The following is a 17,713-nucleotide window of genomic DNA, read 5'->3' as shown; positions in this document are numbered from 1 at the left end:
GACACTCTTGACCCAAATCGCATTGGGCTCGCCAATGCAGGGCCTACACCGTATAGCGCACCGGCAAAGCCGTCGAATATTTGATCTGCTCCATCGCGAAGCTCGAACTCACGTCGTATAGCGGCACGGCCGCGATCAGCAGCTTGTACACGCGGTCGTAGTCGTCGATATCGGACACCACCACGCGCAGCAGGTAATCGGTTTCGCCGCTCATCCGGTACACCTCCACGACTTCCGGAATGTCCCGCACCGCACGCGTGAACGTCTGCGCCCATTCCTCCGTGTGCTGATTGGTGCGCACCGCGACGAACACGGTCGTGCCCACGCCGAGCTTGCGCGCGTCGCAAAGCGCGACCTGCGCGCGGATCACGCCCGCCTCTTTCAGACGTTGCAGCCGCTTCCAGCAAGGCGTTTGCGACAGGTTCACGCGTTGCGCCAATTCGGCGATCGGCATGGTCGCGTCCGCTTGCAGCAACTCCAGCAGCTTCCGGTCGATGATATCCATTCCCATCATGACACCTCCATAGGAAATTATTCTACTTTTCCGATTCCAGGGGGAATTATATGGAAACTCTTTCTCTGGGCAAACCGGTATAAATATCGCTATCCGAAAATAACCGACAAGCAGCCCCGGCGGCCGCCCAACGACCATGAGCCAAGACTTTCACACAGCGTCACCGACGCGTTTCCCAGTCCAACAGCCGCAGTCCGCCAGAACGCCTCAGGCGGCCCCGCGCGATCGGGCCGACATGCTGTTGTGCGGCGCGCGCAACGCGCCCCTCGCGCGCCTGTGTGATGCCCTGGATGCGATGTTCGAAGCCTGCGGGCCATCTCCGGAACCGTCCGATTCAGCCTTCTTCGCGCGCAGCATGCGCATGGCGCTCGCGGACGCGGCGGCGAATCCCGACCTGCTGACGGCAGCGCAGCGCGAAGGCTCAGCGGAGAAGTACCGGCGTCATCTGCTGGCGGCGGACCCGTACGGCCGCTATGCAATCGCCGCTCTGGTGTGGCTGCCGCAGCAGGCGAGCCCCGTGCACGCGCATCACACATGGTGCGGCTACGCGGTGATGGAAGGCACGCTGAGCGAAACGGTATTCGAGTGGAACGGCGCACGGCACTGCGCGAGCGCCACGCGCACACAAGCACGCAATCGGGGCGCCGTGTCGTTCGTGCGAGGCGGCCGTGGCGGGATTCATCAACTGGGCAATCGCAGCGACGAGCCTGCCGTCTCGCTGCATATTTACGGCGTGGCGGGTGCGCAGATTGCGACGCACGTCAACGACGTGGTGAGCGTTGCCGACTGTGGTCACAATGCCCGCAGCTAGGTCTTCCCGCCCGCCTCGCCGGCCGTAGGAATCTGCGGTGGAACCGGCGCTGTCTGCCCGGTCGGCGGCGGCGCCGGCCGCGGTTCGTGCGACACGTCGCGCGCCACCGCAAGCGGCGGATGCACGGCCCGCGCCGCCGATGCGGACGCCGACGCCCCCGGCTGACTCTCGGCATGCCCACGCGGGCCCAACCCCGACATCTCGTCGTCCTGCAAAGGCTGCCCTTCGCTATCCTTCGACGACGTATACACACGCATCTGCGGCACCGGAATCTCGATGCCCGCTTCGTCCATCTTGCGCTTGAGACGCAGATTGAACGCGCGCGCCACGCTCCATTGCTGCAGCGGCCGCGTCTTGATCTGTCCTTTCACGACCATCCAGTTCGGATCGAAACGGTCCAGTCCCCACACTTCGATCGGTCCGAGCATCTCGCGCCGGTAACGGAAATCGGCCATCAGATCGGCGCCGACCTCACGGATCAACTGCGTGATCTCATCGACGTCGGTGGAGAACGACATGCGCACTTCGAACACCGCATACGCGAAATCGCGCGACAGGTTCTTGACGATCTTGATCTGCGAGAACGGAATCGCGTGAATCGCGCCTTGCCCGTCGCGCAGCCGCACCGTGCGGATCGACAGATGCTCGACCGTGCCCGCGTGGCCGCCGTCCACGTCGATCCAGTCGCCCACCGAAATCGTGTCTTCGATGATGATGAACAGCCCCGTGATCAGGTCGGTCACGAGCGACTGCGCGCCGAAGCCGATCGCGAGGCCGATCACGCCGGCGCCCGCCAGCAGCGGCGTGACATTGATGCCGAGATTGGCCGCCGTCACGATGCCGGCGATCGTCATGATCGTGACGAGCAGCACGTTGCGCAACAGCGGCAGCATGGTGCGGGCGCGCATGCTCGGCGCGCGCGACTTGTTGCGCGGCCCCCCCGGATTGAGCGCTTCCGTGATCGCGGTATCGACCAGAATCCACAGCAGCCACGCAATGAACACGGTGGCGATGATCGCCGTCACCGCATGCGCGATGCCGCGCGCCGCCACGTTTTCTTCGACCACCGCAGCGAGCGAGACGCCCCACAAACGCGCCGCGAGTTCAAAGAAAAACAGCCAGACAAACAGCGTGACCAGCGTGCCGAAAAAACGCAGCAGGCGCGTCAGATACGGCGAGCGGCGCCGCGTGCGCGCGCTGCGCGGACGCGTCAGGCGCAACACGATGGCCGACACGAAAAAGGCCAGCACCAGCAGCAGCGCGGTCACCACCGAGATCTGCAGCACGTTTTCGCTCGAACCCGAGCCGCCGAGCGTGGCAACCACCGACGCGGTGGCGAGCACCAGCACGGGCACGTGCCACAGCGCGGCGAGTACGTCGAAGGCGTCGGTCGCGGCCTTGTGGGTGGTGCGCTGCTCGTAGGGCCGGTTGCGGATCAGATGCGCGACCGGCCGGCGAAACGCGAGCGCGAAGTAGCCGGTGAGGACGGCGGCCGTCATGTTGGCCGCGGTCGAAATCAATGCGGCGAGATTCGGCCCGAGTTGATGCGCGACGTCGTAATTGACGGCGGCGTCGCCGAGCGCGCCGCACACGCCGACCACGAACAGCACGCGCCGCGCATGATCGATCAGCAGGCGCACCGCGATCCGCCGATGCCCCGAGCCGAACAGCGAAAACATGATCAGACAGATCGCCGAGAACACCGCACCCGCAACGATCGCATAGGCAACCACCATGCCGAGCGTGCGGCCGAGCGCGTCGGGCATGGCGCGCACGAACAGCAGCGCGGCGAGAAAGGCGATGATCCACGGGCCGACGCGGCGCAGCGCGAAGATCAGCAACTCGCGCGTGGTGGGGTTCGGATTGAGCCCCATGACGATGCCGAAGCGCCGGTACAACCGGTGCTGCACGTAGATCAGCGCGCCGGCGCACGCGCCCCAGCCCGCCAGCATCGCAATCATCGAGAACACAATGCGGCCGAAGCTCTCGTGCCCCTGCCCCGAAATGATCGTGTAGAGCTCGTTGCCGGCGGCATTGAAGCGTCCGCCCCAATAGCGGACCGGCGTGCGCCCTTGATGCACGTCGGATTCGAACGACGCAATGCCGGACGCGATCGCGCCGAGCAAGCCAGGGCTCGGTTGCACGGGCGCGGCCGGCGCAACGTTCTGCGAGACGTCGCGCAGTTTTTTGAGCTGGGCGACGAGCGCGGTGCGTTGCCGGTCGTTGTCGAGCGTGGAGATCACGCTGTCGAGCGAACGCGCCAGTTCCGCCTGACTCGCCGGCGAGGGCGCGGATGCCACCTCCGCCGCCGATGCGCCTGAAGCAGAAGACGCCGGCGCCGCAGTCACCGTCGCGCTGTTGATCAGACTCTGCAGGGCCGGAATAACCGGCGTGCCGGTGGCGGCGCCGGCCGCGAGCGCATTCGCGGGCATCCCGCCAAGGCACAGGATCAGCGCGGCGCAAAGCGCTGCGGCCCATGCGCCAAGCCGCGCCGCGAGTGGCGGGCGCACGGCGCGGCGCGCGTCGCGCTCGCTACGGCAAGGGGAAAAGTAGAAGGCGGCGTGAGTCGCCGGCTGCCCGCCGTTGAACGGCGCAGCCCCGGACTCACGCCGCAACGGGCATGATTGCATGGCAATCCGTAGGAAAACGGGAGACGCCAGTGTAGCCGCAGTTTCCACCAGAGCAACCTGACATGCGTAACCGAATGTTAGGACGCTTGCGCGGCCTGCCCGCATGGAGGACCGCGCGCGTCCCACTCAGCCTCGTTTCGGGCTCAATAAGCGGCCGTCGCGATCTGACGGACGAAATGGCCCTGCTCCAGTTCATCGACGAAAGCGATTGCGAAATCTTCCGCGGAAATGCGGCTATTGCCCTCGGCGTCGGTCAGCAAAGTGTTGGCGCCCGTGCGGAATTTTCCCGTGCGCTCGCCCGGCGCGATCAGCGCGGCCGGGGCGAAGAAGGTCCAGTCGAGGTCGGTGACGCCGCGGTAGTAAGCGAACGCGTCCCGATGCGCGAGCGCGATCGCCTTGTAGGCATCCGGGAAGCCTTCCGCGTCGACCAGTTGCTTGCCCGGCGCCACTTCGAGCGAACCCGCGCCGCCCACCACGACGAGGCGCTTCAGGCCCGCCGCGCGCACGCCTTCGACGAGCGCACGGGTGGCTTTGCCGAGCGCCGCGAGGTCGTCCTGCGGCGGCGCATAGGCGCTCGCCACCACGTCGTGACCGCGCACCGCCGCGCCCACGCTTGCGGCGTCGAGCAGATCGGCTTGCGCCGCTTTCAGATTCGCCACACCGGCCGGCACGCGCGCCGGATTGCGCGCCAGCGCCGTCACCTGATGCCCGCGGCGAGCAGCTTCCGCGGCAACCCGCGAACCAATCATGCCAGTGGCGCCGAACAACGCGATCTTCAACTGTTTGCTCATTTTCAATGCTCCTTGATTGATATATATGTAACCACGTTGATTACATATAACCGGGAAAAAAGAGAGGCATGAGCCCCCGTTCGTCGAGAAGCGCGTGTTTCGATTGACCGGCACGCGCCCCTTTCTTCCTGCTTTCCTGCTGCTTTTTTGCTACCTCACCCGTGCGAGCGTTTCTTGCGTTCGCGCAGCTTTTCGGCGCGTACCACGTCGGCTGTGGCGTCGGCCAGTGTACGCGCGCCGAGCGAAGCCTCCATAGCCTGCTGCGCTTCGTCGATGATGCCGCGCAACACGCCCTGAATGTTGCGCCCGACCATGCACGCCGGATTCGGCTCCTCGCGATGCAACGCGAATAACTGCGCGTCATCCACTGCACGATACACCTCGAGCAGCGTGATGTGTTCAGGCGCCCGCGCCAGCAGCGCGCCGCCGCCCGCGCCAAGCTGCGAAGTGGTGAGGCCGGCTTCCGCCAGCATGCTCAGAAGCCGGCGGATCAGCGCGGGATTCGTATTCACGCTGCCCGCGATCATTTCCGACGAAAGCGGCACGCCCCCCTGCAACGACAGCAGCGCGAGCACATGCACCGCAAATGCAAACCGGCTACTCGTGTTCACAGCAAACCCGTCCGGCAACGACAATGTGTAACCATAGTAATTACATTTAATCCGGCTGTCAAACGGCCGTGCAGTCCGGCCGGCATATCACTTGTCCATCTGCTTTTGCGCGTCGCCCGAGTCGCCCGACGAAGCCGAAGCCGACGCATTCGCCGACGACGCCGAGCTTTGCGCCGACCACTCCTGGAGCTTGCGCCCGGCCGATTCGAGGCTCTGGCCTGTGAGCGACGCGGCCTTGCCGAGTTGCGCATTGGTGGCGCTCGCCGCACTCTGCAGATTCGCCTGCGCGGTCGAAGCGAGCGCGCCGGGGTCGATCCTGATCGACGGCGCGGAGGCGGATTCGAGATTCTGCTGGGCGGCGGATTTGGTCGCGTCGACCTGCTGGCCGATGTAGCTCGCCGCCTGATCGAGCTTCTGACCGGCGACCTGAGCCGCGTTGTTGAGCTTGCCCGCGACCTGGTCCGCGGACGCGTCGTTCTTCTGACAGGCGGCGAGGCCGCCGAACACGATGGCCACAAACGCGGCACGGCGCAGCAAAGATGAACGGATAGGTGAAGTCATATTTCAGTGTGAGCCGCGTCGAGCGGCTTCCGCATGCGAAAACGCGCCCATGATACGCCGTTGCGCCGCCTGTGCTCCTTGGTGACCGCTGCGCGGCATGATCCGTCGCGGTTCTGTCAAACGTAGTGGAGTAGACTGCTTGAGCTTATATGAGCGTTGATGAGTGAGCGTCAATGACGCATTCGCTGTGTTCCGTTGATCAATTGGAGGCATACGATGGCGGCAAAGAAAATTCTGTTTCTGACCGGCGACTTCGCCGAGGATTACGAAACGATGGTGCCGTTTCAGGCGCTGCAGGCAGTCGGCCACGTGGTCGACGCGGTCTGCCCGAACAGGAAGGCCGGTGACCGGATCAAGACCGCGATTCACGATTTCGAAGGCGATCAGACCTATACGGAAAAACCCGGCCATCAATTCACGCTGAACGCCACCTTCGACGACGCCGATCCGCGCCAATACGACGCGCTGGCGATCGCAGGCGGCCGCGCGCCGGAATATCTGCGGCTCAATCCCAAGGTGATCGAAGTGGTGCGGCAATTCGCCGAGGCAGGCAAGCCGATCGCCGCGATCTGCCACGCCGCGCAACTGCTGGCCGCCGCCGACGTGATCCGCGGCAAGCGCATTTCGGCGTACCCGGCCTGCGCGCCCGAAGTGAAAATGGCGGGCGGCGAATACGCCGACATTCCCGTCGACGCCGCGATCACCGACGCCAATTTCGTCACCGCCCCGGCGTGGCCCGCGCATCCCGAGTGGCTGCGCCAATTCCTCGTGCTGCTCGGCACTCGCATCGAGCTCTGATCTTTCTGCCTGATCCATATCGGCGAGCGCCCTGCCCTTGCGGCAACTCGCGCTCGCCAAAACTCATCCCATTTGAGACTAGTCCGATAGTTTGCAACGGAAGGCTTTCCTATAGTCGCCGGCTGACTTGGGAGTGTTTTCAATGGAACTGACCGACTGGATCGTGATTCTCGCCGTCGTGTTGCTGGCAATTGCCTTTTTCTGCGGACGTGCGCCGGCCAACTGGTCGAGTGAAAATCGCGCACGGCGTCTGGCCGGCATGCGCATGCTGGTTCAGGCTGCGTGGTCGGTGTGGGCTGCGCTGCTGCTCGTCGCGCGCGGCCTCTTTGCACTGAACGGAATACACGGCGTGCGGCCCACGCCTCTTCAGCTCATGGCGGGTATTGCCGTACTCATCGCTTGCGGCTGCTACTGGTCGATTCGCGGCAGCCAGTTGCTCAAACCGCGCCGTCTCTTTACCACGTCGTAACCTGGCTAAGGCGTACTGATGCCGGGCTTGGCATCGGCGGCGTGCGTGGCTGCGCTACCGCTATTGCTGCTGCCACTATTGCTGCCGCTGCCGCTCTTCCGCTCGCGGTCCTCCAGGGCCGGGCGGGCATCGCGAGCGGCCTGGACACCGGGCGCCGTCGGCGGTCCTTGCGTGCCGGCAGCCAGTTGCGCGATCCGTGCGTTGGCTTCAGGCAGCGACAGATAGAACGTCGTGCCCACGCCTTCTTTCGACTCCGCCCACACGCGCCCGCCGTGCCGCTCCACCACGCGGCGCACGAGCGCGAGGCCGATGCCCTCGCCGGCCGCCACATTGCCGTGCAACCGCTGAAAGGCGTTGAATAGCCGCGGCAAGGCAACCGCAGGAATGCCCAGGCCGTTGTCCCTCACATAGAAGATCCTTAGCGAATGCACGCCCGGCGGCGCCGGCGTCGTGCCGATCTCGATCCTGCCCTCCCGTGACGGATCCAGGTAATTCACCGCATTGCCGATCAGGTTCGCGAACACCTGTTCCAGCGCGGTCGGGTCGCCCCATACCGCGGGCAGTTCGTCCACGTGGACGTGAGCGCGCCGCGCCCGGATCGAGCCTTGCATCGCGTCGATCACGCGCGGCACGATATCGCGCACCTCGACCTTCTGCTGGCGGTATTCCACCCGGCCCACGCGCGACAGCCGCAACAGCGCGTCGATGATGTGCGACGCGCGCAGCACCGCCGTTTGCAGATAGTGCAGCGCTTCGCCGATATCCTCGTCGACCACCCGTTCGATGCGCTGCCGCGTGCCGGCCGCGAGCGACGACTCGCGCACCGCCACGCGCAGTTCGTCGCACGCGCGGATCAGTTCCTTCGAGAAGCCCTGCAGGTTCACCAGCGGCGCACGCAGATCATGCGACACGCTGTAAATGAACATCTCGTTTTCCTGAGTCTGCTGACGCAAGGTCTCGTTGATGCGCGCGAGTTCCCCCGTGCGGCGCGCCAGATCGGCCTGGAAGCGCGCCTGGATGCGCTCGGCTTCGAGCAGGCGACGGCTCGTCTCGTGCAAGGTCAGATCGAGGCGGGCGATTTCATCGCGTCCGGAGCCGATCGGCGCCAGCGGTTCGTTGCCCGCGAGGCGCCCGGCGTTGTCGGCAAGGAGCGCGAGCCGGCCGCGCACGCCGCGGGTGAATAACCAGACGGCCAGCGCGACGAACAGCAGCGAGCCGAGCACGGCCGCGACCACCAGGGTCTGCTGCCGCTCGCGCGCGGCGTCTGCGGCATTCGAACGCAGCGTGTCGAGACGCCGCTCCTCGGCTTGAAACGCGGCGAGTTGCTGACGAAACCGGTCGAGCACGTCGGTGGGTGCGAGGTCGCGAAAGCGCGCGAGCACGTCGCGCCGCCGGCCAGAACGCAGCATGTCCTGAACGCGGTCCGACCATTGCCGGTAGGCCTGCACCGCCTGGCGCACCTGAACCACGCGTTCGACCTGCGCCGGATTGTCGGCGACCAGATCGGCCAGTTGGTCGATGCGCCGGTCGACGTCCATCCACACCGTTACCGGCGTGGCGAAATGGGCGTCGTTGGCGAGCACCGCCCCGCGCAGCGCCACGGACTCGCCCAGCACCGGATCGAGAATCGCGGTGGTCTGACGCAGCACGTCCTGGCTATGGATGGCCCAGCGCTCCGCCTGCGCCGCGTCCGACTCAGCCTTGACCAGCCCGGACAACAGCGCCAGTTCGAAGACGGCCGGAATCGCGATCAGCAACAGGCCTTTGGTGGTCAGTCTCATGCGTGCGCACTGGAGGTCGGTGGCCGGCAGATCATGCTCGGGGACGGCACATTATGTCGGCGATTGCACAGGAAAACAAAGAGGGCACGCCATTGACCAGGCATTTGCCGCAAACAATGCCGGATGAATGCCGGCCCGGCGTCAGGATTTTGAATTAAACGTAAATGAAATCGAATATCTTGCCCTTCTTTGGTTCGCTTCGCCCTCGATTACGGCGTCATGCACATCAATTGTGCTGATTAACGCCACGAAGATGTGCAAAGACATGTCAGTTGCGTTGAGCAAAGCGAGCATCAAGTCCCATCCCGGTGCTGAACCGCACCGGATCGACGCGATCTGGCACAAATTTGGCCCACTTCTTGCATTCACTGCGCGCTTTTTGTCATAAGCAGGACATATCGATGGAAAGTCTGAAAACCGGCACCGATACCCTCTTTCTTCTGCTCGGCGCCGGCATGGTGCTGGCGATGCACGCAGGGTTCGCCTTTCTCGAACTCGGCACGGTGCGCAAGAAGAACCAGGTCAATGCACTGGTCAAGATTCTGGTGGATTTCTCGGTCTCGACGATTGCCTACTTCTTTATCGGCTACGCGATTGCCTACGGCGTGCAGTTCTTCGGCAGCGCCGAGTCGCTGGCCGCACACAACGGCTATGCGCTGGTGCGCTTCTTCTTCCTGCTGACCTTCGCCGCCGCGATTCCGGCGATCGTTTCGGGCGGCATCGCCGAGCGCTCGAAATTCAATCCGCAACTCTTCGCGACCTTCGTGCTGGTCGGCTTCATCTACCCGTTCTTCGAAGGAATCGCGTGGAACGGCCGCTTCGGCATCCAGAACTGGCTCGCCGAGATGTTCGGCGCGCAGTTCCATGACTTCGCCGGCTCGGTGGTCGTGCATGCATTCGGCGGCTGGGTCGCCCTGCCGGCGGTGCTGTTGCTGGGCGCGCGCCACGGGCGCTATCACCGCGACGGCGGCATCGCCGCGCATCCGCCGTCGAATATTCCGTTCCTCGCGCTGGGCGCCTGGGTGCTGGCGGTCGGCTGGTTCGGCTTCAATGTGATGAGCGCGCAGACCGTCGACAAGATCAGCGGGCTGGTTGCCGTCAATTCGCTGATGGCGATGGTGGGCGGCACCCTGACCGCGTGGCTCGCCGGCCGCAACGACCCCGGCTTCTCCTACAACGGCCCGCTTGCCGGACTGGTGGCGGTCTGCGCCGGCTCCGACATCATGCATCCGCTCGGCGCGCTGGTGACGGGTGGCATTGCCGGCGTGCTTTTCGTTTATATGTTCACCTGCGTGCAGAACCGCTGGCGCATCGACGACGTGCTCGGCGTGTGGCCCTTGCACGGACTGTGCGGCGCGTGGGGCGGCCTCGCGGCGGGCATCTTCGGCCTGCGCGCGCTCGGCGGCATGGGTGGTGTGTCGTTCGGGGCGCAACTGGTCGGCACGCTGGGCGGGATTGTGGTGGCGACGCTCGGCGGCACGCTCGTGTACGGCGCGATCCGGCTGACAGTCGGCCTGAGGCTCGACCAGGAAGACGAGTACAACGGCGCCGACCTGTCGATCCACAAGATTTCGGCGACACCCGAATAAGAGCGCTTCGACAGTTGTTTTGCTTCGCGCGAGCGCACTGGCGGCTCCGGTTCCCGCACGTGCGCCTCGCTGCCGCACACGCCGGATTCGGGCGTAAAGAGCGGGTGGGCATGCTGCCCGCGTCCGCGCCGAACTGTCCCCACATGCACTCGCGGTGTTAGACTGCTGCGCTGGAGATGGCATTCTCCTTTAACCGCCCTTATGGCTGATGATGCCTGCTCGCCCGGATGATTGCGGACGCAGCGTCGCGCTCCACGCTCAGCCCGGTTTGTCGACTCTCCGGTTTTGCCAGGCCTCCCATGTATTGGTCCATTCTCGCCGTCGGAATCGGCGGCGCGCTCGGTTCGTTATTTCGCTGGTTTCTGGGCATCCGCCTGAACGGCCTGTTCAGCGGCCTGCCGCTCGGCACTTTCGCCGCCAACGTGATTGCCGGCTACGTCATCGGCGTCGCCGTCGCCGGGTTTGCGCGGGCGCCGCAGATCGCACCGGAATGGCGGCTCTTCGTCATCACCGGCTTGATGGGCGGCCTGTCGACCTTCTCGACTTTTTCAGCGGAAGTCGTGCAGCGGTTGCAGGACGGCCGGCTCGGCTGGGCTGCGGGCGAGATCGTGATTCATGTGGGCGCGTCGCTCGTGATGACCATTCTCGGCATCGCAACGGTGTCGTTGCTGTCGCGCTGAAAACGCTACGGGCGGCGCCGCTCCAGGCGCAGACGATCCTCTCCTCCGGTCCATCCGATTTCATACGGCTTGCCATCCGTCATGATTCGCAGATGCCTCTACTGGCTGGAGCGAAGTGGGAACAACCTGCCCCCCAGCGAGAACGGAAGTTGAACGGCGATGTAACGTGAACTAGCCTTAACGTCTGGCCGGAAGCAAGACTCCGGTATCGAGCCTTGCGTCGAAAGTGCGGCTGCCCTGCGGCGAGCGTTTGAGCTATCCGGTCCTCGCTCACGCTACAAGCGGTGAATGCAGGAGACGGGGTCGGGTCAGGAGACCTGCGGTGTCGCGCTCCCGTCGTTTCCTGCGGGGCGCGAACCTGGCAGGCTACATGGTCGCTGTGATGCCGTTGTACGGAGGCAGCATGTCAGTGGACAACATTAAGACCATCATCGTGGTCATGATGGAGAACCGGTCGTTCGATCATGTGCTCGGTTACCTGAGCCTCGACGGAAAAGACGTCAACGGACTCTCTGCCGACCCCGCCTGGCAACAGAATTTCACGAATCTTTACGACGACAGGACATATGCGATCCATGCTCTTTCGCCGTCGACCCAGCTAATCCCCGACCCACCGCATGACCGCGCGCCGATCTCGACACAGATAAACACGCCGTGCGCGAACGGAGGCTGCCCCGAACTGGGCGGCTTCGTTGCAAGCTACGCGACTCGCAACCCGCCGCCGGCCGATCTCTCGATGGTGATGGGCTATTACACCGCCGACGCGCTGCCCGTTTTCGATTTCTTCGCAAACAATTTCACGATTTGCGATAGCTGGTTTGCGCCGCTTCCCACCGGCACCCAGGCCAATCGCCTGATGGCCATGTCGGGAGAGAGTACGATCAGCGACAACGTTTCGGGTTTTCTCCCGCAGCAGTCTTTGGTTTACGACTGGCTGACCGCACACGGCACGAGCTGGTGCGTCTATCAGTCGGGAGGATTTTTTCCGTTCTTCAGCCTGATGCCCAAGTGGCTGCCTGAAATAGTGACTTCGCTCGCTTTGCCGCTGGACGGCAACGGAGGCAGGTTCAGACGGTATTCGCGCTTCAAGGCGGACTGGACGAACGGTTCGAACATGCCTCAAGTCATTTTCATCGAACCGGAATACACGGACGGTCCGCACCTCGCGCCGAACGACGACCATTCGCCTACCGGCGTTGCCCGAGGGCAAGCGTTCCTCGCCGACATTTATCGAACGGTTTCCGCGTCGGAACGATGGAATGAGACGCTGATGATCGTCACGTATGACGAGCATGGCGGGTTCTTCGACCACGTAAGCCCACTCAGCATCCCGACCGAGGTCGCCGGCTACCAGTTTCAGACTACCGGGCTGCGGGTACCCGCATTCCTGATCTCGCCGTATGTCACGCCGGGCGGCGTCTTTTCCGGCGACCTGGACCATACGTCGATCCTTCAGCTTCTCGCGGACAAATTCAACGCCGGTGGTACCTACTCCGCCCCGGTCAGCGCACGCACACAGCTTTCGAAGCTCAGCGCCGCTCTCTCCGGGGTGAAAACGCCCGGCCCCGCTCCCAGGCTGAACGCGCCTTCGCTGGCGAACTCGCCAGTACCGCCTCCCGCGGCCGCTCCCGTGACGCCATCGGCCGGCCTTTCGGCATGTGCGCAAGCCTTTCGTAGCGTCGCGCTCAAGGTTCAGCAGGATCATCCGGAATTGCTGTCGTCGCCGAACTGGGGAGACCTGGCGGGCTTTGTCGCGACCTACAAGGGTGCGTCATGACTCGACGCAAGGTCTAGGCGCATAGTTCGATTACAGCTTCACGCAGCGTGAAGCGGAGAAAAGAGTGGCGTGGCCGCATTCCCGAAGACCCGGCGATCGGCGGGTTCGCGCGGGCGCAACATCGACACTGCCATTTGTTTGCCAAAATACCTGTATGAATGTACAGTATCCGGCACGGACTTCCGTCGCGGTTTTCAGTGCACGGCCGCCGTGTGGCCGCTCGCGAGGGCGCCTCACGCGTAGGAACCGCGAGTCGTGCAAGGTTTGGAACGGCTGGAAAAATACGGAGAAGACATGCTTCGATTCCTGGGCATCGGCGTACTGCTGCTGACAGTTGTTTCTACGGTGTCGGCAGGCGAACGCTATGTGGAAGTCTGGAATCCGCCTGAGGCGCGGGTTGACGCACCACGCGCCAAACTGCCGCATAAACAGTCCATGCATCGGCACAGTGCTCCGCGAGCCGTGAAATATCGTGCGCGAAGCACTCCGGCGCCCACGCGGAAGTTGATTGCGAAACAGCGTGAAATTCCGGTGGATTCGCGAACCGCAACGCCTGATCTGACAGACCTCCCGCGGCAGATCACGCCTGAAGGGAACATCCTGCGGGTCGATTCCCGCCAGGCTTATGTCGGGGTGTCGCGTTAATGGAATCAGAAACCTACCGCGGCTACAACATCTGGGGACATGCGATACAGCAGCATGAGGAACCGCTTCGACCTGAACGCTACGCTGCCAGCGGCACCATTACTCAAAACAACAAGGTGATTGAAGCGTCCGGTGTGCTCGGCTTTTTCGATACTGACGAGGGCGCGCAGCAGGCTGGACTCGAATGGGCTCGTGCATGGATCGACAGCCACGGGTAGACCGGCGCCCCGCCATGCGGAAAACTCAGTCCCTCGGGCAGCGATTGCTCCTTGCCGCAATGCGTGCCACCAACGGCACCAGGCGAGGGTTCACCACCGGGATTGAGCTCGCACGACCTTCGGCTCGGGCAACGATTGCATTGATGGTGACGCGTGCCACCGCGCGTTGCGCCCGTCTTGCGAAGTGCTTCAATCGACGGTCGCTGACCGGATGCCGCGCCCAAATCAGTGCGGCAAACCAGCCCAGAACCGTCCACCCGAGCAGGATGTTCACCATCGTCACCGCAAAGGCGTCTTCCCGGTTTCTGGCGTCGGCAATCATTGCGGGCGCCAGATAAAGCATCAGCACGGCGATCACGACCGCACCTTGAATAATCTTCAGCATTTCAACACCTCGTCACAGCCTTGATCAGCAGACGCCTTTCGAATTAATGACGCGAGTACAGGCGGACAGCCGACTGGTCAGGTTGACGGCTGCCGGACGCCACGGTTTGCGCAACCACGCCGCCGTACGAATCATTGACGGAGCCCACTGCATCGCTGCGTTCCGCCGCAACGGTTTGCGCGCTCTGGCCTCGTTGTGACGCAGGAGCCCCGACTGAAGGACGGTACGAAGGCGCCGGTCCGTAGCCGCTGGCAAACGCAGGCGCAGCAATGGAGGCCGTGGCTGCAACGAGCAGCATCGCAAGAAGTCTGTTTTTCATGATGAATCCCCAATCCGGTTTCAGGAGCAGTGCAAGTCGGTGAGACGCGCGCCGCTGACAGAATTCAGTTTAGGTGGGACCTATCTTTTTTCTATGCCGATAGCGTGAAATCACAATTGCTGCGGGACAAACAATCGGCGTTGGCCCGCCCATGCAGGATTCGCACGCGCACGCTGCCATTTGCCATTTGCCATTTGCCATTTGCCATCTCGTCTCCTTGCACGCAACAGAGGGACCGCAGCACTGCATTAGCCGTGTGCACACCTCCCCTGCTCCACTGCACTGTCAGGCAACCCGAGCTGCACTAGCGTGCAAACTTTGCCCCTTTGCCTGCGATATCGTTGTTTCACCCACAAACCTTGCCGAACTCGAACTCGATTCCGGTGCGGCGAAATCAGGAGACAACGATGGAAATCAAACCGAAGGTTCGCGAAGAAGCCGTTCAGATCGATGAGATTCCGTGGAAGCCCTTCCCGGACGCACTTTCCCAAGGTGGCATTCGCTGGAAGATGCTCCACGCCTCGCCCGAAATGGGCGCGTGGACGGCGATTTTTGACTGTCCGGCCGGCTCGTCCTTCAACTCGCACTTTCACGTCGGGCCAGGCGAATATCTGCTGACAAAAGGCCGCATGGACGTCCGTGGCGGCCGTGAGCATGGCGGCGACACCGTCGTGGCACCGGCGTACGGCTACGAGTCTGCCAATGCCCGTCACGACAAAACCTCGTTCCCGGTCGACAGCGAGTTTTATATGACGTTCCTTGGGCCGCTTTCCTTTATCAAGGAAGACGGCACGCCAATCGTGGTGGTCACCTGGGACGAAGCCCAGCGCGCCTACGCGGGCTGAAAAGACCTTGGTTGCCCACGCCATGTATCGGCTCGCTCATCGCGCTGCCGGTCCATCCCGCTGCCCCTCCTGTGGACATTCGACATGTCAGATTCTTCTCAACAGACCGAAGCTGCAACCAGGCAAATCCTCGACCATCATCTCGGCGCCTTCGCTCACGGCGTGGCCGAGATTCTCAAGGATTACGACGACAACTCCGCCCTCGTCACGCCGGACAAGACCTTTCGTGGCCGCGAGGAGATAACCGATTTCTTCAAGGCCTTTGTCGACGGCGCGGACCCGGCGTTCTGGCCGGCGTTCAGGATTACGGGCATGAGTACGGTGCGCGACGTGGCCTACATTGCGTGGGAAGCAAAGCCCTGGATCATCCTGGCAACGGACACGCTGGTGGTCAGGGACGGAAAAATCGCCGTCCAGACGTTCACGGCCTTCCCGGCCTGAGCGGGCAGGTCGAGCGTCACCGCATTGTCTGGAAATCATGTGACGCGAAGTCATTCGAAAGTACTACTACTCAAGGAGACAATCTTGACCCGCAAACTCGAAGGTCGCGTCGCCATCGTAACCGGCTCCAGTTCGGGCAATGGACGAGCAATCGCGCTAGCCCTCGCGCGCGAAGGCGCCCACGTCGTCTGCTCTGACCTGAAGAAGTCGGCACTGAAAGGCGGCTACGAGAAGGATATCGAAACCGATACCGACGCAGTTATCGCCCAGCAAGGTGGGAAGACCGCGTTCATCGCGGCTGACGCCAGCAAAGCAGCCGACGTGCAGAAAATCGTCGATCATGCGGTTTCGACTTTCGGCCGGCTCGACATCATCGTCAACAACGCCGGCGTGTTCACCGGTCTGCATAGCATCATCGATGAGACCGAAGAGCAATACGATTTCACGATGAACGTGAATGCAAAAGGCGTGTGGCTCGGTTGCAAATACGCTATCACGCAGTTCATGAAACAGGAGCCGCTGACCACGTCAACCGGCGTCCAGGTCCGTGGCCGCATTGTCAACATCGCGTCGATCGGCGGCCTGGTCGGGTTGGCACTCGAGCCGGCTTATTGTGCGTCGAAGGGAGCCGTCGTCAATCTGACACGCGAACTGGCACTCGACTTCGCACCCGAGCGAATCAATGTGAACGCGATCTGCCCCGGGTTCCTCGCAACCGCGATGGTGCGTTCCTTCCTCGAAAACGACGATACCAACAAGCTGCTTCACGACCTGACGCCGTGGCCGCGTGTCGGCACCGCGGAAGATGTCGCGAAAGCCGCGCTATTCCTCGCTTCTGACGACGCCGAATGGATGACAGGTTCCATGCTCACAGTCGACGGCGCCTTTACGGCGCGTTGAACGCGGTAACGGCCGGCCCGTCGCGGGCCGGCCGTCCTTTCTCCCAGGAGGATTCATGGAAAGGCTCAAAGGAAAGGTCGCCATCGTCACGGGCGCGAGTTCGGGATTCGGTCGCGGCATCGCGATGGCGTATGCCACGGAAGGTGCCAGCGTGGTTGTGAGCGATATCCACGAGGCCCCGAACCAGGGCGGTTTCGAAGGCAACCCGCAACTGACGACCGCAGCCGCCATTACCGGCGCCGGCGGCAAGGCTCAGTACGTGGCATGCGATGTGACGAGGCTCGACCAGGTTGCGAACCTGGTCAAGGAAACAGTCCGGCTCTACGGCGGTCTCGATGTGATGGTCAATAACGCCGGTATCTATCGCGCCGGGAAGCTCGCCCACGAATTTTCGGTCGAAGACCTCGACGCCTGCTTCGACGTGAATGTGAAAGGCACGTGGTTCGGCTGTCAGGAAGCCATCAAGGTATTTCTCAAGCAGGCTCGCGGCGGCAACATCATCAACATTGTTTCGACCGCCGGCTTGCAAGGCCACCCGAAGCAATCCGTCTACAACATATCGAAGGGCGCGGCCGCCAATCTGACACGCTGCCTCGCAATCGAATATGGGCGCGACAGGATTCGCGTCAACGGCATCTGCCCCACGTATGCGAAAACGTCGCTGACACGCGCGCTATTCGACGACAAGGACTTCGACAAGGTGTTCACGGAAGCCATTCCGCTGAAACGCTGGGGCGAAGTCGAAGATATTGCGAACCTCGCGGTATTTCTCGCCTCGGACGAATCGAGTTACATCCACGGCGATCTCATTCGCATCGATGGCGGCGAGACGCTCTGCCGCTTCTCGGTGTAACTGGCCAGTTACGCGACGCGGCGTGGCAGCGCCGCAGTTGCGTCGCGCCTCGAACGGTTTCGTCCTTGAGCGGACAGGTCATCTCCTGTCCGCCT

The 17,713-nt window shown here is 63.2% G+C and carries 20 protein-coding genes and 1 riboswitch; of the genes, 12 read left to right on the top strand and 8 right to left on the bottom strand.

What is annotated here, in order from left to right:
• Positions 1–43: 43 nt before the first annotated feature.
• Complete coding sequence (locus BXE_RS07820) at positions 44–511, bottom strand: Lrp/AsnC family transcriptional regulator (RefSeq protein WP_011487821.1); 468 nt, start codon at positions 509–511, stop codon at positions 44–46.
• Positions 512–749: 238 nt separating this feature from the next.
• On the opposite strand from BXE_RS07820, the gene BXE_RS07815 reads away from it, so the two are divergent.
• Positions 750–1,325, top strand: coding sequence for a cysteine dioxygenase family protein (locus BXE_RS07815; RefSeq protein WP_011487820.1), 576 nt, complete (start codon positions 750–752; stop codon positions 1,323–1,325).
• On the opposite strand, the gene BXE_RS07810 is transcribed toward BXE_RS07815, so the two are convergent.
• From BXE_RS07810 to BXE_RS07795, 4 genes are all read right to left on the bottom strand, one after another.
• A complete protein-coding gene (locus tag BXE_RS07810) occupies positions 1,322–3,955 on the bottom strand; it encodes a mechanosensitive ion channel domain-containing protein (protein ID WP_038456459.1) in 2,634 nt (877 codons plus the stop codon). The genes BXE_RS07815 and BXE_RS07810 overlap by 4 nt on opposite strands.
• Positions 3,956–4,098: 143 nt before the next feature.
• Positions 4,099–4,746, bottom strand: a complete 648-nt coding sequence (locus tag BXE_RS07805; RefSeq protein WP_011487818.1) for an NAD(P)-dependent oxidoreductase — start codon at positions 4,744–4,746, stop codon at positions 4,099–4,101.
• Between the two features lie 155 nt (positions 4,747–4,901).
• Positions 4,902–5,357: an Rrf2 family transcriptional regulator gene (locus BXE_RS07800; protein WP_011487817.1), complete on the bottom strand. Its 456-nt coding sequence runs from the start codon at positions 5,355–5,357 to the stop codon at positions 4,902–4,904.
• An 87-nt stretch (positions 5,358–5,444) separates the two neighbouring features.
• Complete coding sequence (locus tag BXE_RS07795) at positions 5,445–5,918, bottom strand: hypothetical protein (protein ID WP_011487816.1); 474 nt, start codon at positions 5,916–5,918, stop codon at positions 5,445–5,447.
• Between the two features lie 216 nt (positions 5,919–6,134).
• Between BXE_RS07795 and BXE_RS07790 the strand changes: the two genes are divergently transcribed.
• Positions 6,135–6,716 (top strand): DJ-1/PfpI family protein, encoded by a 582-nt coding sequence (locus tag BXE_RS07790; RefSeq protein WP_011487815.1) that lies wholly within the window; start codon positions 6,135–6,137, stop codon positions 6,714–6,716.
• A 142-nt stretch (positions 6,717–6,858) separates the two neighbouring features.
• A complete protein-coding gene (locus BXE_RS07785; RefSeq protein WP_011487814.1) occupies positions 6,859–7,185 on the top strand; it encodes a hypothetical protein in 327 nt (108 codons plus the stop codon).
• Positions 7,186–7,190: 5 nt separating this feature from the next.
• Here the strand turns inward: BXE_RS07785 and BXE_RS07780 are convergent, their stop codons facing one another.
• A complete protein-coding gene (locus BXE_RS07780; RefSeq protein ID WP_011487813.1) occupies positions 7,191–8,966 on the bottom strand; it encodes a sensor histidine kinase in 1,776 nt (591 codons plus the stop codon).
• Positions 8,967–9,367: 401 nt separating this feature from the next.
• On the opposite strand from BXE_RS07780, the gene BXE_RS07775 reads away from it, so the two are divergent.
• The 5 genes from BXE_RS07775 (at position 9,368) to BXE_RS07755 (ending at position 13,875) form a co-directional block, all read left to right on the top strand.
• Positions 9,368–10,555: an ammonium transporter gene (locus BXE_RS07775; RefSeq protein ID WP_011487811.1), complete on the top strand. Its 1,188-nt coding sequence runs from the start codon at positions 9,368–9,370 to the stop codon at positions 10,553–10,555.
• Between the two features lie 163 nt (positions 10,556–10,718).
• Positions 10,719–10,780, top strand: a riboswitch (Fluoride riboswitch).
• A 74-nt stretch (positions 10,781–10,854) separates the two neighbouring features.
• Positions 10,855–11,235, top strand: coding sequence for a fluoride efflux transporter CrcB (crcB, locus tag BXE_RS07770; RefSeq protein WP_038456463.1), 381 nt, complete (start codon positions 10,855–10,857; stop codon positions 11,233–11,235).
• Positions 11,236–11,557: 322 nt separating this feature from the next.
• Positions 11,558–13,012: an alkaline phosphatase family protein gene (locus BXE_RS07765; RefSeq protein ID WP_011487809.1), complete on the top strand. Its 1,455-nt coding sequence runs from the start codon at positions 11,558–11,560 to the stop codon at positions 13,010–13,012.
• 255 nt (positions 13,013–13,267) lie between these two features.
• Positions 13,268–13,657 (top strand): hypothetical protein, encoded by a 390-nt coding sequence (locus tag BXE_RS07760; RefSeq protein ID WP_011487808.1) that lies wholly within the window; start codon positions 13,268–13,270, stop codon positions 13,655–13,657.
• The gene (locus tag BXE_RS07755) at positions 13,657–13,875 is read left to right on the top strand and encodes a hypothetical protein (RefSeq protein ID WP_038456466.1); all 219 of its coding nucleotides are present in this window, start codon (positions 13,657–13,659) and stop codon (positions 13,873–13,875) included. Before BXE_RS07760 ends, BXE_RS07755 begins: the two co-directional genes overlap by 1 nt.
• Positions 13,876–13,900: 25 nt before the next feature.
• Here BXE_RS07755 and BXE_RS07750 read toward each other — a convergent pair whose 3' ends face one another.
• Together BXE_RS07750 and BXE_RS07745 are read right to left on the bottom strand one after the other, a co-directional pair.
• Positions 13,901–14,260 (bottom strand): superinfection immunity protein, encoded by a 360-nt coding sequence (locus tag BXE_RS07750; RefSeq protein ID WP_011487807.1) that lies wholly within the window; start codon positions 14,258–14,260, stop codon positions 13,901–13,903.
• A 43-nt stretch (positions 14,261–14,303) separates the two neighbouring features.
• Complete coding sequence (locus BXE_RS07745) at positions 14,304–14,579, bottom strand: hypothetical protein (protein WP_038456472.1); 276 nt, start codon at positions 14,577–14,579, stop codon at positions 14,304–14,306.
• A 407-nt stretch (positions 14,580–14,986) separates the two neighbouring features.
• Between BXE_RS07745 and BXE_RS07740 the strand changes: the two genes are divergently transcribed.
• From BXE_RS07740 to BXE_RS07725, 4 genes are all read left to right on the top strand, one after another.
• Entirely contained in the window at positions 14,987–15,424 is a 438-nt protein-coding gene (locus BXE_RS07740) for a 2,4'-dihydroxyacetophenone dioxygenase family protein (RefSeq protein WP_011487805.1), read from the top strand.
• Positions 15,425–15,508: 84 nt separating this feature from the next.
• Positions 15,509–15,865 carry a nuclear transport factor 2 family protein gene (locus tag BXE_RS07735; RefSeq protein ID WP_011487804.1) on the top strand — a complete coding sequence of 119 codons (357 nt, stop codon included), beginning with the start codon at positions 15,509–15,511 and terminating at the stop codon, positions 15,863–15,865.
• Between the two features lie 84 nt (positions 15,866–15,949).
• Positions 15,950–16,765 (top strand): SDR family NAD(P)-dependent oxidoreductase, encoded by an 816-nt coding sequence (locus BXE_RS07730; protein ID WP_011487803.1) that lies wholly within the window; start codon positions 15,950–15,952, stop codon positions 16,763–16,765.
• A 55-nt stretch (positions 16,766–16,820) separates the two neighbouring features.
• Positions 16,821–17,618 (top strand): SDR family NAD(P)-dependent oxidoreductase, encoded by a 798-nt coding sequence (locus BXE_RS07725; protein WP_011487802.1) that lies wholly within the window; start codon positions 16,821–16,823, stop codon positions 17,616–17,618.
• Positions 17,619–17,713: the final 95 nt, after the last annotated feature.

The organism is Paraburkholderia xenovorans LB400, from assembly GCF_000013645.1.
Taxonomy (GTDB): Bacteria; Pseudomonadota; Gammaproteobacteria; order Burkholderiales; family Burkholderiaceae; genus Paraburkholderia; species Paraburkholderia xenovorans.
This window is presented reverse-complemented; position numbering and strand designations above follow the sequence as displayed.

Coding starts and splice junctions, on each gene's coding strand:
- BXE_RS07755 (WP_038456466.1), top strand. CDS start 13,657: ATGGAATCAGAAACCTACCGCGGCTACAACATCTGGGGACATGCGATA.
- BXE_RS07725 (WP_011487802.1), top strand. CDS start 16,821: ATGGAAAGGCTCAAAGGAAAGGTCGCCATCGTCACGGGCGCGAGTTCG.
- BXE_RS07805 (WP_011487818.1), bottom strand. CDS start 4,746: ATGAGCAAACAGTTGAAGATCGCGTTGTTCGGCGCCACTGGCATGATT.
- BXE_RS07735 (WP_011487804.1), top strand. CDS start 15,509: ATGTCAGATTCTTCTCAACAGACCGAAGCTGCAACCAGGCAAATCCTC.
- BXE_RS07750 (WP_011487807.1), bottom strand. CDS start 14,260: ATGCTGAAGATTATTCAAGGTGCGGTCGTGATCGCCGTGCTGATGCTT.
- BXE_RS07740 (WP_011487805.1), top strand. CDS start 14,987: ATGGAAATCAAACCGAAGGTTCGCGAAGAAGCCGTTCAGATCGATGAG.
- BXE_RS07820 (WP_011487821.1), bottom strand. CDS start 511: ATGGGAATGGATATCATCGACCGGAAGCTGCTGGAGTTGCTGCAAGCG.
- BXE_RS07795 (WP_011487816.1), bottom strand. CDS start 5,918: ATGACTTCACCTATCCGTTCATCTTTGCTGCGCCGTGCCGCGTTTGTG.
- BXE_RS07785 (WP_011487814.1), top strand. CDS start 6,859: ATGGAACTGACCGACTGGATCGTGATTCTCGCCGTCGTGTTGCTGGCA.
- BXE_RS07780 (WP_011487813.1), bottom strand. CDS start 8,966: ATGAGACTGACCACCAAAGGCCTGTTGCTGATCGCGATTCCGGCCGTC.
- BXE_RS07775 (WP_011487811.1), top strand. CDS start 9,368: ATGGAAAGTCTGAAAACCGGCACCGATACCCTCTTTCTTCTGCTCGGC.
- crcB (WP_038456463.1), top strand. CDS start 10,855: ATGTATTGGTCCATTCTCGCCGTCGGAATCGGCGGCGCGCTCGGTTCG.
- BXE_RS07790 (WP_011487815.1), top strand. CDS start 6,135: ATGGCGGCAAAGAAAATTCTGTTTCTGACCGGCGACTTCGCCGAGGAT.
- BXE_RS07810 (WP_038456459.1), bottom strand. CDS start 3,955: ATGCAATCATGCCCGTTGCGGCGTGAGTCCGGGGCTGCGCCGTTCAAC.
- BXE_RS07815 (WP_011487820.1), top strand. CDS start 750: ATGCTGTTGTGCGGCGCGCGCAACGCGCCCCTCGCGCGCCTGTGTGAT.
- BXE_RS07745 (WP_038456472.1), bottom strand. CDS start 14,579: ATGAAAAACAGACTTCTTGCGATGCTGCTCGTTGCAGCCACGGCCTCC.